Origin of the sequence: Trichocoleus sp. ST-U1, assembly GCF_039961835.1 — a bacterium.
Classification (GTDB): Bacteria; Cyanobacteriota; Cyanobacteriia; order Cyanobacteriales; family FACHB-T130; genus FACHB-T130.
This window is the reverse complement of sequence record NZ_JAMPJZ010000014.1, coordinates 1-14,889: the sequence shown is the minus strand read 5'-3', so window position 1 is coordinate 14,889 and position 14,889 is coordinate 1. Positions and strand designations below refer to the sequence as shown.

Below are 14,889 nucleotides of genomic sequence, written 5' to 3'. Positions count from 1 at the left end.
TTTGCAGACAAAGGAAGGGCTGCTGACAGCATTTTTGTTGCAGGCGGCGAAATGGGGAATTTGATGCGATCGCTCGATTGGTCGCAGACTCCCTTAGGAGATGTAACCTACTGGCCCCAAAGTTTGCGGAGCGCTGTCAGCATTTTGCTGCCTTCAAAAGCTCAGATTTGCCTGTTCTGGGGAACTGAATTGATCGCGCTCTACAACGATGCTTATCGCCCTGCTTTGGCATCGAAGCATCCTTGGGGGCTGGGTCGCCCTGCTCGTGAGCTGTGGAGCGAAGTTTGGGACGCGCTCAAACCCTTGCTAGATGGAGTTGTCACGAGTGGAGAAGCATTCTGGGCGCGAGATCATTTGTTCTTTCTCAATCGCTACGGGTACAGCGAGGAAACTTACTTTGATGTATCCTATGACCCCGTGCGGGACGAGAGCGGGGAAGTCGGCGGCGTTTTTTGCATCGTCAGCGAGACAACCGGGCGGGTTCTGGGCGATCGCCGCTTACAAACATTAAGCTTACTGGCGAGCAAAACAGCTCAAGCCAAGACGGTTGAAGCTGCCTGTAGAACGGCAATTCAGGCTTTAGCCACCAATGCTCACGATATTCCGTTTGCCCTGCTTTATCGAGTGGCGGCAGATGGCAAGCAAGCGACTCTGGTTGAAACGGCTGGATTCGAGGCGGAAACCTCAGCAACGCCAGCAATCGTAGACCTGACTCAAGACAATGACGGATGGGGATTGAGACGAATTCATCAGACTGGGCAAGCCGTTATTGTTGATGTAGGAACTCGCTTCGGGGCGTTACCGAAGGGCACCTGGGACAAGTCGCCTGCTGCTGCCTGGGTTGTGCCAGTGACCCAATCGGGACAACCTCAGATTGTTGGGTTTTTGGTGTTGGGAATCAATCCCCATCGAGCCTTTGAGAATGAGTACCGAGAATTTTTTGATTTGGTGGCAGGCAATGTCACGAATGCGATCGCAAATGCCCGCGCGTTTGAAGAAGAACGCCAGCGAGTCGAAGCACTGGCAGAACTGGATCGCGCCAAAACGTCCTTCTTCAACAATATCAGCCACGAATTCCGTACTCCCCTAACGCTGATGCTATCGCCGCTAGAGCAGACGCTAGCCGAATTAGAGGGAAACATTCCGACCAAAGCGCGATCGCAACTCGAACTGGTGCAGCGCAACGGGAAGCGCTTGCTGAAGCTCGTCAATACCCTGCTCGATTTTTCGCGCATTGAAGCCGGACGCACTCAGGCAAACTACCAGCCAACCGATTTGGCAACCTATACGGCTGAATTAGCGAGTCTATTTCGTTCTACCGTTGAGCAAGCGGGACTGCAACTTACGGTTGATTGTCCTCCCTTGCCAGAACCGATTTATGTAGATCGGGATATGTGGGAGAAGATTGTGTTGAATCTGCTCTCGAATGCCTTTAAGTTCACGTTTGAAGGAGAAATTGCGGTGGTTCTGCGTCCGGTCGGAGACCATGTGGAACTGATGGTGCGCGACACGGGGACGGGTATCCCAGCCGCCGAGCTTCCCAAACTGTTTGAGCGGTTTCATCGCGTTGAGGGCGCACGGGGACGCACCTTTGAAGGTACAGGAATCGGGCTATCGTTGGTGCAGGAACTCGTGGATTTGCAAGGTGGAGCGATCGCTGTTGACAGTACGCTGGGTCGGGGCAGTACCTTCACTGTGCGGCTGCCAATGGGAACGGCTCATTTGCCGAGTGATGACATTCACGCCAGCCGCGCCCAAGCCTCCACCGCTTTTGGTGCAATTCCTTATGTTGAAGAAGCTTTAGGTTGGCTACCCGAAGAAAATGCAGCGCCGAGGTTGCAGACCGCAGAAAACGCTCAACGAACCTCAGATGCTCCAATCTCGACAGCTACCGCCCGGATTCTGCTAGTCGATGATAACGCCGATATGCGCGACTATCTGCACCGCCTCCTCAGCCAGTTTTATCAGGTGGAAATGGCGAAAGATGGCGAAACCGCTCTAACTGCCGTATATAATCGTGTGCCTGACCTGATCCTCAGCGATGTGATGATGCCAGGAATGGATGGTTTTGAGTTGCTCAGGCGGTTAAGAGCTGATGCCAAAACTCGCGAAATTCCATTTTTGCTGCTATCTGCTCGCGCCGGAGAAGAATCGGCAATTGAAGGACTGGAAGCTGGAGCCGATGATTATCTGGTGAAGCCCTTTAGCACCCGCGAATTGCTTGCCCGCGTTGCTGCCAATATAGAACTTGGGCGATCGCGCCAAGCAGCTAGTCAGCAGCGCTTTCGCTTCCTGGCTGAATCTATTCCCCAAATGGTTTGGACGGCTGATGCCAGCGGTTGGGTAGATTATTACAGCCCCGGCTGGTTTGACTACACCGGATTGACGTTGGAGCAAATCCAGGGGAGCGGTTGGCAAAACACACTCCATCCAGACGATCGGCTCCGGACTATTGAGGCGTGGACTCAATCCACTGAAATGGGCACAAACTACGATATCGAACATCGTTTGAGAAGGGCAGATGGAATTTATTGTTGGCATCTCACCCGCGCCCTACCCATGCGCGACGAAAACGGTCAAGTCATTCGCTGGTTTGGTACCTGCACGGATATTACCGAGCGCAAACAAGCAGAAGAAGCTTTGCGAGAAAGTGAGGAGCTAAAGCAAAGCATTCTAGAGAGCAGTACTGACTGCATCAAAGTCTTAGCGTTGAACGGTGAAATTCTCTACATCAATCCTGGTGGGCTGTGTCTTTTAGAAATCGACGAGCCGAAATCTATCCTTTATCGCGTCTGGGCTGATTTGTGGGAGAGCGAAGATTATGAAAAAGCCCAAGCCGCGATCGCTGCTGCCAAAATCGGCAACATCTCTCAATTTCAAGGCTATCGCCCTACCACCAAGGGCACACCGAAATGGTGGGATATCATTATTACGCCGGTGCGAGATGCTAAGGGACAGGTGGTGCAACTGCTTGCTATTTCACGGGATATTACGGAAGCGAAGCGCATTGAAGCCGAACGCCAACAAGCTGAACTAGCACTGAGAGAAGCCCATGTGCAGTTAGAATCTGCTTTGGCAGCAGGAGCCGTCTACACTTGGCGCTGGAGTATTCCCGGCGATCGCGTCAGGGTCAATGCTGCGTTTGCTCGCCTGTTTGCTGTAGACCCGGTGAGTGCGACATCAGAAGGCTTGCCGATCGAGTTCTTTATCAACTCCATGCACGAGGAAGACCGTCCTCGCGTTTCAGTTGCAATTGAGCAGGCGATCCACACAGGTGAGGAATATGCTGCTGAGTACCGCGTTCGGACTGTCAGTGGTGAGGAACGTTGGCTAACGGCACGGGGTCGAGTTGAGTATGATGCAGCAGGGAAACCTGTTTCTTTTCCTGGCGCACTCGTCGATATTACCGAGCGCAAACAAGCAGAAGTGGCCTTGCGCCAATCAGAGGAACGCTATCGAACGCTGTTTGAGTCCATTGACGAAGGCTTTTGCCTCATCGAAATGCAGTTTGATGCAAATAACAAGCCGATCGATTACCGCTTTTTGGAGACTAATCCGGCGTTTGGGAAACAAACGGGACTCGAACAGGCAGCGGGCAAAACGGCGCGTCAGCTCATTCCAAATCTTGAAAAGCACTGGTACGAGATTTACGGCAAAGTCGCCCTAACAGGTGAATCCATTCGCTTCGAGAATGGTTCCCAAGTGATGAACCGTTGGTTCGATGTTTATGCGTTCCGCGTTGGGCAGCCGGAGAGCCGAAAAGTTGCCGTACTGTTCAAAGATATTAGCGATCGCAAGCGTAGTGAAATCGAACGAGAACAAATTCTGCAACGAGAACAAGCCGCACGGGAAGCTGCCGAACAGGCAAATCGCATTAAAGATGAGTTTCTAGCCGTACTGTCTCACGAGTTGCGATCGCCTCTCAACCCGATCTTGGGCTGGTCTCAGCTACTGCAAAACCGCAAGATGGATCAAGTGCGAACGACTTATGCCCTACAGATCATCGAACGCAATGCCAAACTGCAAGTGCAGCTCATTGATGATTTGCTCGATGTTTCTCGAATTCTCCAAGGCAAACTCAGCCTCAATGTCGATCCGGTCAATTTAGCAACCACCATCACCGCCGCACTAGAAACAGTGCAGTTAGCCGCCGCCGCCAAATCGATTCAAATTCAAACAATCCTGGAACCAGAGGTTGGGCAAGTTTTAGGCGATTCAGGTCGCTTGCAGCAAGTCATTTGGAACTTGTTATCCAACGCCGTCAAGTTTACCCCGTCAGGAGGACGAGTTGAAATTCGCTTAAAGCAGATAGAGGCTGAAGCTCAAATTACGGTCAGCGACACAGGTAAAGGGATTCTCCCCCAATTTCTGCCCTATGTCTTTGAATACTTTCGCCAAGCTGATAGCGCCACGACTCGACAATTTGGTGGATTAGGATTGGGCTTAGCGATCGTCCGTCAAATCGTTGAATTACACGGTGGCAGTGTTCGTGCAGATAGCGCTGGGGAAGGGCAGGGAGCCACTTTTACGGTGAAATTTCCGTTGATGTCGCAGCACTCAACCATTCCTCAAATCGTTCGCGAGTCCAAACCTCTCTCAGGCTTGCAAGGTATCAAAGTGTTAGTGGTAGATGACACGACAGATATGCGCGAGTATGTCGCCTTTGTCTTAGAACAGGAAGGGGCAGAGGTTGTGGCTGTCGGTTCAGCAGCGGAAGCTCTTGCCACGTTAGCTCAGTTTCAGCCAGCGGTGCTGGTGAGTGACATTGGGATGCCCGAAATGGATGGGTATATGCTGTTGCGGCAAGTGAGACGGTTGCCCGCAGAGCAAGGTGGTGAGATTCCGGCGATCGCTCTCACGGCGTATGTGGGGGAACTAAATCAACAACAAGCGATCGCTGCCGGATTCCAGCGGCACCTTTCTAAGCCGATCGAGTCAGCCGCGTTAATTGCAGCGATCGTCGATCTCATCAAGAATGCAAATTAAGACTGCTTGCTTAGTGGTTCAATACTGCCCCTTCTGGGCTTTTTGGTGAGGGATTAGGAGTAAAGTTTCAAATGTATTTCACTCAAGCGACTGCTATCGCAATCCTATTTAAGTTGTGAGCCAGCCCTTCCGATCCCCGACTTCTATCTCGAAGTCGGGGATCTCGGCTTTAGGAATTCTTTAGGAGCGCTATATATATTTTCTTTTATCTGGATGAGGATAGCAGAGGATTGTAGATATTAGATGTCGGTAAAGTTTGTTGCGACAGATTTTCTAGAAACCTGGGTGTGTCAAGTGCCGGTTTAAAGACGAGGGGGGAAAATCAAAATTTTCTTCTATTTTTGTTTTATTTAGGCGATGATTCGCACTCTTTAAAGCTTCCTTTGTCGGGGGGTGAGTGCAGGTGTCTTAGAAACCTCTTGCCATGAGCTTAATCTGGTTTACCCAGGTTAAACACCTGCTAAAAATTTTTGCCCCCCGGAGTCCGGATACCGTACCAGGAGATGATCCCCAGGATAGATGAACAAAACCTATGTTCAGTTCTATCTTTATTTATCAGAGCGGTCAACACGCTTAATATTCGGTCTTAGGGCATTAGCATCTCGCAACCAAAAAGTTTCATTAACCACATCTTTTTTTAAGGTTCGGGAAGCTCAAAGTTAATTTATTTTTTCAGATTGTGTTCGCCTATACATTCGCTTGAGTGACCAAGGCTTCAGGGGTGTACTTTTTGTGAATAAGGAGTTTAATAAAATGCGAATGAATACTTGCCATTGTTGCGGCAGTCCTCTTCTACGTCATGCGCGACAAAATGGGGTTTATTGGTTTTGTACTTCATGCCGACAAGAAATGCTGCCTGTAGCCCTGGATCAAACACTTCCACTTCATCAAGCGGTTCAGGGAGCGCGATCGCTTTCTCTGAAACTGGTGAAACCATAAAACAGTTCCCTTCCCTTATTTGGGAAGGAAGAAATACCTAACTGTTAGATAAAGAAAAACTGAAAAGTCCGTTTTCAGCCTGGTGCTACTGTTCCCAAGCTGAACCTGGAAACCAATTTGCCGTCATGTCAGGCGTCAAAATTCATCTGCCCTGATAAAATCAGCTTGGACTCGGTTAGGGGCAGTGTATCATGCTGGCAGCGGTACTTTACGGACAAACGGATCTACGCCTAGAACAGGTCGCTGACCCTACACCCTCTGCTGGTGAGGTGGTGATTCAAGTGGCTGCGGCAACGACTTGTGGCACCGATCTAAAGGTTTGGCGGCGCGGCGGTCATGCAAAGATGCTGAAGCCTCCTACCTTGTTTGGTCATGAAGCAGCGGGGCGGATTGTGGCGGTAGGAAGCGGAGTCCAAGGTTGGCAAGTGGGCGATCGCGTCGTTGCTAATAATTCTGCTCCTTGCATGAATTGTTTCTTCTGTCAACGTCAAGAATATTCTCTTTGCCCTAACTTGACGTGGAATAACGGCACGTTCGCACAGTATTTAAAAATTCCCGCCCCGATTGTGCAACACAACCTGTTGCCCATCCCAGATGACTTGCCCGATGCCTTGGCATCGATGACTGAACCGTTAGCCTGCGTGCTGCATGGGGTAGCACGTTCTAATGTAAAGTCGGGCGATCGCGTTGTGGTGCTGGGAGATGGGGCAATTGGGCTAATGTTTGTGGCGGTACTGGCGCATCAATCGGCGTCGGTGTTGCTCTTTGGGGGAAATGACCAACGGCTGGAAATTGGGAAAAAGCTAGGCGCTGTAGAAACGTTTAATTATCATCATCTGACAGATATACCGAGTGCGGTAAAAGAGCGAACCGACGGCTGGGGCGCAGATGTGGTGATAGAAGCGACGGGTGTACCCGCAGTTTGGGAGAGTGCGATCGCGTGTGCCCGTCCGGGTGCTACCGTCAATCTATTCGGGGGATGTCCGCGCGATACCACCATCACCGTCAATACCGAACAACTCCACTACAGCGAACTCACTCTAAAAGGCGTTTTTCACAACACCCCAAAATATGTACGAGATGCTTTATCTCTATTGGCGAGTCGCGCCATCCCCTTGGAATTGCTCATCAGCGAACATCAGCCTTTAAAGCATTTAGAGCAAGTGTTCCAAGATATGAAGAATCGTAAGGTAATTAAGGTTGCTATCGACCCCAGCATGGCATCTTAAGAATAGGGATAGCTAAGAACAGGGTGCTGATTGGTGAAGTGTGTTTGCAGGTTTAAGGTCTAAATGAAAAGCGTTAAATTTTGGTCAGTTCTGTCATTGGGAATTTTACTAGCATTAGGAGCCACGAAAAGTGCTGACGCCCTACCCGGACAGAAAACAGAAGAAGTGATTGCCTGGATTAATTCTAATCCCACCCTTCGACCTTCTACAGGGGATGGGCTATTAGTGCAAAAGACCAATACAGCCGCCCAGCGATTTACTTTTCTCGCAACTGTCCTTCCTCCCGGCAGAGTCACTTTTCTTAAAGATCGGGGCACGATTCGCAGCGAACGCTTTTCTTTTTTTGACATGGTTAATGGCGTTACGCCACAACGTCTAAAAGAATCGCTGCGGGTAATTTATGGCCCAGATATCTATCAAGACTACGACCGTTCCCGAATTGTCTACGAATATCCCACACCACAAACTGTAGACTTAGCTCGTCGGCAGCGGCTTCCGCTTTTGGCGGCTCAACAGGGTGAACTGCGCTTAGGAGAGCGATTTGGCTACTGGATGGAAATTGCCCAAACCAAGGAAGGGAAGGCGTATAACGGTCAAATGGTCATTTTCTTGAGAGAGGATTTAGACAAGTTGGAGACGGAACTGCGCGATCGCTAAATTATAGGAATGGCAAATTGCTAATGATTAACTAAATTCAAAAATTAGCAATTTGTCATCTGAATTTAGTTGCGACCGACCTAAAAAAATAGAGACGCGATTTATTGCGTCTCTATTAAATCGTGAGTGCAATCTGTAGCGGCATTGGTCGTTTACAAGGACTACTTATTTTTACCCTTATCTTTGTTCTTGCCTTTTCCGTTGCCATCAAATTGTGTAGTGCCAGTGTTTTCAGGAGGCGATACCTGTTGGCTTGGTGCCTCTATCGATGGCGCAGTGGATGCGGCTGGTGATGGCTTTGGAACTTCCGCTGGCTTTAGCGCTACAACCAAGCCGGTTACAGCAGTGAGAATGGCAGCAGTTGCGGTCATAATGCCCGGAACGGTATGAAACCATCCCTGTGATTTTGGTTCTTCAGACATCGGTGAATTTCTAGAATTTCCTGTTAATTTAATACGGCTAATTACTCGGATTTCCGAATAAACGGTGCGAGTATAACAAATGCGATCGCGTCCGGCAAACGGGAAATATACCAGATTTCACGCTATCTATCGCTTTCCTCTCCCGCCTGCAAATCAGGGAGATGCACGCCAAAACTTGATTTTGTTTTCTGGTTCTTCGCGGCTACTGCCAACAGTGGGGGTGAAACTCTCTCCGAGGGTCGCTAGAGTAGATGGTATCCCAACACAGCTAAATCAGGATAAAGCGACAAGACTAGGAATCGCTAACCAACGAGAAGACCTGATATTTTTGGGTTCTGATAGAAGGTGTATTCATGAGCAGCAAACAAGACTACACTGCACAAATGCTTGACGGATGGATTTACCAAATCGTACCGGGACGCTACGGGCATCATCTGGAAATTTGGAACCCGCAAGGCAATCCATATCGCAGCTTAAAGGCTTTTGTGCAATACGAGGAAGCTGTAGCATTTGTCGAATCTCTAATTGCTTTGAGTAATCACGAAAGCCATTGGGTTCCTAACAACGAGGACAGCGTTCGCTTTGACCGGATGATGCAACAGCTAGTTTGCGTCGAATGCGACGATTTTATCTATCAAGAGTGGCACGTTAAACCCTATGAAGATTCTGACAACAACTGGAATCTTTATGCCATTAATCCAGTCATTGGGAAAACCGAGATTTTACTGAAGCGACAAGCAGATTTACAGGAAGCGATCGCTCTGGTTAAGGCTAAGATTGATGCAATTGAGCCGGGTGGCGTGCCAGCAAGCGATCGCGCTAACGTCGTAGCTACCAGATGCTAAGCCTAAAGCCAAGAGAGCACCGCTACACCAATCCAAAACCAGAGCTATTTCGCTTGTTTCGTTTATTGCGTTCGTTTCAAAATGTTGTTCACGCAATTCTATCACTCTGGTAAAATAATAATAGGAGATTGATAGAAGAAAGTTAATCAGAAATCAAAATACTTTCTAAGCCCATTTCTGGTTTTGGATATTGTGGATTCATTGCTTCAAGAGTGTCAGCAATTGTACGAGCAATAACTAAATTGCGGTACCACTTATTGTTAGCAGGCACCACATACCAAGGGGCATACTCAGTCGAGCAATTAATAATTGCATCCTCAAATGCCTTCTGGTATTCATCCCAAAATAGACGTTCTTTCAAGTCGTTGCTTGAAAATTTCCAATGCTTATCTGGATCTTCTAAACGACTTTGTAACCGTCGTTTTTGCTCGTCTTTAGAAATGTGCAGAAAAAACTTGATTACCGCAATGTTATTAAGCGTGAGCATATGCTCAAACTCATTAATAATGTGATAGCGCTCCCGCCATACATTCTCTGGTACCAGTTGTTTCACCCGGACGATTAATACGTCTTCGTAATGCGAGCGATTGAAGATAGTAATCATCCCTCGTAACGGCGTCCGCTGGTGATAACGCCAGAGAAAATCATGACCTGCTTCTTCTTCACTAGGTTTTTTGAATGACCAAACCTGGCAACCTTGCGGATTTACACCACCAAATACGTGTTTAATGGTGCCATCTTTGCCTCCTGTATCCATCGCTTGCAGGACAATGAGTAGGCTGCGCTGATGTTCAGCATATAGACGTTCTTGTAAATTTTGAAGGCGTTGGCGCTGATGTTGCAGTTCCTGTTCAATATCTTTCTTATTTTTATAGTCCTCCGAAGCATTCGGATCGACAGATGCTAAGACAAACTTCTCTCCAGGATGAACGCGATAGTGGGGATAATTGGGTTTTGGGGGTGGAGAGTCAACGACAATTTTTTCGGGTGCCATTTCAAAAGCAACTTTGGCTGTTGCTTTTGCAGCCGCTTGTTGAGTCTTATGTTCTTCTCCTGTAGATGCATCGGTAGTTGTCGAACTATTGTTTGGTAGATTGCTTGATTGGCTCATGGTATCTCCTTATTAAAAAGCTTTCACAGCAGCACATTTAATCTTCAGAAAATGGACTTGACAACGTCTGGTAAATTGTAAATTTTGAAATTTTCATGAAATTTTTTGCCTATTCGGTTTGGTTATTTACCAGACGGGTAATGCTTCCATAAGGGATATCAGGCTGCTATTTCCGTTTTCATCTCTAGAGATTCTTTAAAATTAGATAAGCACCGTAAATACATTCAAAAGTGATGTAAAATTCCGCAAGAAAACGATTTATTCCATCAATCTGAGTTGATGGTGTAACTGGGAAATGTTTTGTTTGTTACATTATCAGTGTTGAACTTTTACCGGGTGTCTACATCAGTCTGACGGTGTAAAGGTTGAGTTTTCCTCAGCATCACCTTAATGTCCGTCGTACTGAGGCACTAATCATATCTACGATAAAAGTGAGGGCGAGAAAGACGATTAGAGTGGTTAGGAGACCTTTGTAGTCAAAGCTACTCAGTTGTTCCGCGAGCAAGCGACCTAATCCACCCGCACCCACTAATCCGACGATGACGGTGGCGCGGATGCAGACTTCCCAACGGTAGAGGATATAAGCGATAAAGCGGGGCAAAGTGCGGGGTAAGACGCCGTAGAGGAAGACTTGGGAACCAGTCGCGCCCAAAGCTTTAAGCGATCGCAAGGGACGTTCATCTAGATTTTCCGTTACTTCCGCCATCAGACGCCCTAGGATACCTAAGTTGTGTAAACCGAGGGCGATCGCTCCCGGTAAGATCCCTGGAAACAATACAAATAGAAAGATTAACGCCCAAATAGGTTCGGGGACGGCACGAGCAAATAGCAGTAGGAAGCGGCTAAAAATTAGTACAGCAGTTGCTCGTAGATCCCCCCTAGCCCCCCTTAAAAAGGCGGGTATTAGAGTCGCTGTCCCCTTTGATGAGGGGGGTTTGCTGGATCTTCTGCCAGTATCGAAAATCCCTCCTGGCAACAGGAAATTATTCGCTGCTGGGAAAGATAATAGAATGCCACCTAATCCAGCCCCAGCCATTGCCAGGATGGACATGGCAAGGGTTTGGGCCGAAAGGGTAAATAGTTGACTTAGCTGACTCCCATCCGGTGGGAAGACATCCTGAAACACTCCTGCCAATCGCTGTGCGGTTCGCGGTGCCCAAAGTTTTGAGAAATCAGCTTGGACGTACCAGAAGGAGAAGATGACTAAAACAATGCCGCCCAGAAATGACACCTGCACGACTGGATCTTTTTGATAAAACCGCTGTTTGCGCCCTTGGAGATTCAGGACGTTCAAATCCAGGCGACTCGGCGCACCCAAACGACGGCGCAACAAAGCACTCCAAAAATCCGTAGCACCATTTAATAAAATTAGGGCAATTAAAAACGTCCACATCTGCTCATAGCGCAGAGATTGGAGGCTGAGGAGAATTTGATACCCCAGTCCACCTGCACCAATAATCCCCAGTACAGCGGCGGAACGAATCGAACACTCAAACCGATAAAAAGCGTAGGACAGCAGATTTAGAAAAGCTTGGGGAATCAAGCTATAGGCAAAGGCATTCAGAGGGGGAACGCCGCTATTGAGGAGTGCCATGAGTGGCTGGCGGGGGGTTTCGTCTAAAATCTCCGAGAAGACTTTGGCAGTAATCGCACCAAAAGGAATTGCGATCGCTAGCACGGCTACTAGGGGATCGAGTCCAAAAATATTGAGGAAAAATAATCCCCAAATTAACTCGTGAATTGCTCTGGGGATTGCTAAAAGTCCTCGTACTACCACCCAAGGAGGCTGAATTTTGAGTTTTAGAAACGCGCGCGATCGCGTCTGAGTTTTGAGTTTTGAATTTGAGACAGATTGCCACCATATCTCAGAAGAAAAAACACCCCCTACTAACCCAATTAGCACGCTGAAGAAAGTACCACACACGGCGTAAGCGAGGGTTTTCAGGGTGGAATCTAGAGTGAGTTGGAGAAATTCCAGGCTGAGATCGGGTGAGAATGTAGCAGTGATAAAGCGCCAAACAAGGTTCCAGCCGCCTTCGTTGATTAAATCTCCCTGGAATACGCCCGCTAAGTGCAACGACCAAATGAGGGATGCGACAAACAGCAATCCCCACACAGTACGCCAGTTAAGCGGTGAGGGGCGCTGAGGGAGAGTAGTTAGTTGGCGATTTAAAGTTTTTTGCATATCAAAGGCAAGAACCCTCTCTTATTTAAAGGGCACTGACATAACCATAAGTCTTCTGTTAGAACCTTAGTAAATTTGTAGCTAACGCTGTTTAATTGCCCCTTAAGTCAATACCCTTCCTCTGTCGCTGCCATATATCTAATCCATAAATCTTGTTATTTCTAATCTAGAGTTTTATCGGCTTATGTAAAACTTAGGTAGTTTGCCCTCTTGCCAATCTTGATAGCTCGTGTATTGAGCCAACCCTTGAGAGCATCAAGTACACTAAATAGTAGAGTTCTCTTGACGCACCTCGTACCGTGTCAGGGTCACAGGTCAGTTCTTCCGAACCTAGCCAGTGGCAAAGGCGTGGCATTGGCTTGTACTCTACACAAACTTAACTACACAGAACTTCGTCATTATTAGCTTAACGATCGTGAAACTCCCCATTCAGAAAATCCTATTTGGTAGCCCCGGAACCGGGAAAAGCCACAGAATTGATTACACAATCATCCCGGAGGATTTAAAAATCACGAATCCGAAGGATAATGTTATCAAAACGGTTTTCCATCCAGACTATACCTATGGCGACTTTATGGGAAAACTGGTTCCCCTTACTAGGGCGGGAAAAAGTGTAGAGTACAACTACTATGAAGGACATTTTCTCAAAGCTTTAGGACGGTCTTACAAAAACATTCAGCTCACAAAACCCAAAAGTTTTGAGCAAATTAACTGGAAGTATGTAAATAATGTTGCATTAGTTATTGATGAGATCAATCGAGGAAATTCTGCTTCAATCTTCGGCGTTTATTTTCAATTGCTTGACAGAGAAAATACAGGATGGTCAAGTTATAGCGTAAATCTTACAGAAATTGAGTTTTATAAATTTATCGAGTTGATAGGAGTAACAATATCTCTGGTCGATGGCAACCTAAAATTTCAGTTTCCCGGCGACAGCCATTTTGTTTTTTTTGATGCTTTAAAAGATAAATTTACTCCCCTGGGAATAGATACAGAGAATAAGACAATAAGGCTCCCGCCTAATCTCTCAATCCTTGCCACTATGAACACCTCCGACAATTCCATTTACTTTATGGACAGTGCCTTCAAGCGGCGTTGGGATTGGGAATTCATTAACTGGGATGATAGTAAGCCTCCTGCTGCCACATATGGAAAAGGGGGAACTTTGGAGGAGAAGGACTGGAGAGAGCTAATTAAAAACCTTAATGGTTTCATAAAAAGTCATCACGCTTCCGTCCGTGGGATTGAGGACAAGCAGATAGGCTATTACTTCATCAAACAGCCTGTCACTACTGAACAGATACAGAATAAGTTAATGTTCTTTCTATGGGACAGCGTTTTCAATCGGGATAAGAAACCGCTTGTGGATCTTCTGGAGAAGGAAAGAGATGAGCTTGTCACATTCGGAGATTTCACTAAACTGCACAATGATTTCATCAAAAAAATAATGGATTTTAAGGTTAATTCTGCCTCAAAACCGTAAATGGGAAATACTAGCCTCTTTTTTTTTACAATCCGTGTTTGACTTTTCAAGCCTTAAGCTGGTAAAAGGTGCCAACAACTTTTTTGTTGGCATCCGTAAATCTGTATCCGGAGATGGTTTCGAGTTCTGTCTTCCAAACGGTTTTGATAACTTTCCGGAGGGAGACTTCGACGAGGTGCGAGATTTCTTTTTCAAGATGTACCGCACCTTTGGCAAGTTTGAGCGCGACAATAAAGATACCAGTCGATTCAAAATAAACACATCTGAATATCAGCGAGAGCAAGATCAGACAACCCTTTCCTCTGGCGGAGTTAGTATGCAGACCGAGGAAGGAGAAGTTTGTGTGCTATACAGCAAGATTAAAATGATTGAGCAGGTGCTGGAAGCTTACGATGACCTTGCTATCAACTCCATCCAAAAGAAAGTTAGACGCACTGAGGATATTGACTATTCCCAGATTCACAAATACTTAGATCGTGCTATTTACCTGGATGACGATGTAATTTACGTCGATGCGATGGATTTGCCGCGTCCGACGTTACGCTATGAAAGCAGTGACATAGTGAATCTGTATTGTTACATTCTCGATGAGATTGTGCAGCAGTTGCAAGCTGATGTGTCGGAGAACATTAAAGCACACACTCAGGATATTCGTTTTCTTGCCCAGCGCTTCAAGGACAACTACCTGACTAGCAACCAATCTATTTTTGATAAAGACACTTTCGTAGAGACCATCAACATCCTTAAAGAAGCGCTCGACAACATAGACAAGAACACTTATTACAAGGACGCTGACTATTGGGGACTTTACGAAGCCATTGAGACATTCTTGTACGGCGAAATCAATCCCAACCAGAACGATGGTAACTATTGGGGAATGAGGGGATTTTCCCTGCTTTGGGAAGATATGTGCCACACCTAAGTAGCTGGGACTAATTAAATATAAGATGGCATAAAGCCCCTAAACGAAGTTTTCCATTAATCTATGCCTGCTCCCATTCGGATTATCTTAAGCGAAGCAGAGGACTCAAT

General features: G+C 47.1%; 10 protein-coding genes. 7 read left to right on the top strand and 3 right to left on the bottom strand.

Annotated features, from left to right (window positions below):
- The first annotated feature begins 51 nt into the window (after nt 1-51).
- The 4 genes from NDA06_RS07820 (at nt 52) to NDA06_RS07805 (ending at nt 7,811) form a co-directional block, all read left to right on the top strand.
- Nucleotides 52-4,986, top strand: coding sequence for an ATP-binding protein (locus NDA06_RS07820; RefSeq protein WP_199324202.1), 4,935 nt, complete (start codon nt 52-54; stop codon nt 4,984-4,986).
- Between the two features lie 759 nt (nt 4,987-5,745).
- Nucleotides 5,746-5,925: a hypothetical protein gene (locus NDA06_RS07815; protein ID WP_347275937.1), complete on the top strand. Its 180-nt coding sequence runs from the start codon at nt 5,746-5,748 to the stop codon at nt 5,923-5,925.
- A gap of 191 nt (nt 5,926-6,116) precedes the next feature.
- A complete protein-coding gene (locus NDA06_RS07810; RefSeq protein WP_190528484.1) occupies nt 6,117-7,154 on the top strand; it encodes an alcohol dehydrogenase catalytic domain-containing protein in 1,038 nt (345 codons plus the stop codon).
- Nucleotides 7,155-7,217: 63 nt separating this feature from the next.
- Complete coding sequence (locus tag NDA06_RS07805; protein WP_190437029.1) at nt 7,218-7,811, top strand: hypothetical protein; 594 nt, start codon at nt 7,218-7,220, stop codon at nt 7,809-7,811.
- Nucleotides 7,812-7,972: 161 nt separating this feature from the next.
- On the opposite strand, the gene NDA06_RS07800 is transcribed toward NDA06_RS07805, so the two are convergent.
- Nucleotides 7,973-8,233 (bottom strand): hypothetical protein, encoded by a 261-nt coding sequence (locus tag NDA06_RS07800; protein ID WP_190986744.1) that lies wholly within the window; start codon nt 8,231-8,233, stop codon nt 7,973-7,975.
- Between the two features lie 353 nt (nt 8,234-8,586).
- Here NDA06_RS07800 and NDA06_RS07795 point away from each other — a divergent pair, with 353 nt between their 5' ends.
- Nucleotides 8,587-9,078 carry a hypothetical protein gene (locus NDA06_RS07795; RefSeq protein ID WP_190687890.1) on the top strand — a complete coding sequence of 164 codons (492 nt, stop codon included), beginning with the start codon at nt 8,587-8,589 and terminating at the stop codon, nt 9,076-9,078.
- A gap of 142 nt (nt 9,079-9,220) precedes the next feature.
- On the opposite strand, the gene NDA06_RS07790 is transcribed toward NDA06_RS07795, so the two are convergent.
- Both NDA06_RS07790 and NDA06_RS07785 read right to left on the bottom strand, forming a co-directional pair.
- The gene (locus NDA06_RS07790; RefSeq protein WP_190986745.1) at nt 9,221-10,189 is read right to left on the bottom strand and encodes a polyphosphate kinase 2 family protein; all 969 of its coding nucleotides are present in this window, start codon (nt 10,187-10,189) and stop codon (nt 9,221-9,223) included.
- Between the two features lie 382 nt (nt 10,190-10,571).
- Nucleotides 10,572-12,374: an ABC transporter permease subunit gene (locus NDA06_RS07785; RefSeq protein ID WP_190986746.1), complete on the bottom strand. Its 1,803-nt coding sequence runs from the start codon at nt 12,372-12,374 to the stop codon at nt 10,572-10,574.
- Nucleotides 12,375-12,789: 415 nt separating this feature from the next.
- Between NDA06_RS07785 and NDA06_RS07780 the strand changes: the two genes are divergently transcribed.
- Together NDA06_RS07780 and NDA06_RS07775 are read left to right on the top strand one after the other, a co-directional pair.
- The gene (locus tag NDA06_RS07780) at nt 12,790-13,857 is read left to right on the top strand and encodes a restriction endonuclease (RefSeq protein WP_190986747.1); all 1,068 of its coding nucleotides are present in this window, start codon (nt 12,790-12,792) and stop codon (nt 13,855-13,857) included.
- 34 nt (nt 13,858-13,891) lie between these two features.
- Nucleotides 13,892-14,779 carry a hypothetical protein gene (locus NDA06_RS07775; RefSeq protein ID WP_190986748.1) on the top strand — a complete coding sequence of 296 codons (888 nt, stop codon included), beginning with the start codon at nt 13,892-13,894 and terminating at the stop codon, nt 14,777-14,779.
- Nucleotides 14,780-14,889 lie beyond the last annotated feature (110 nt).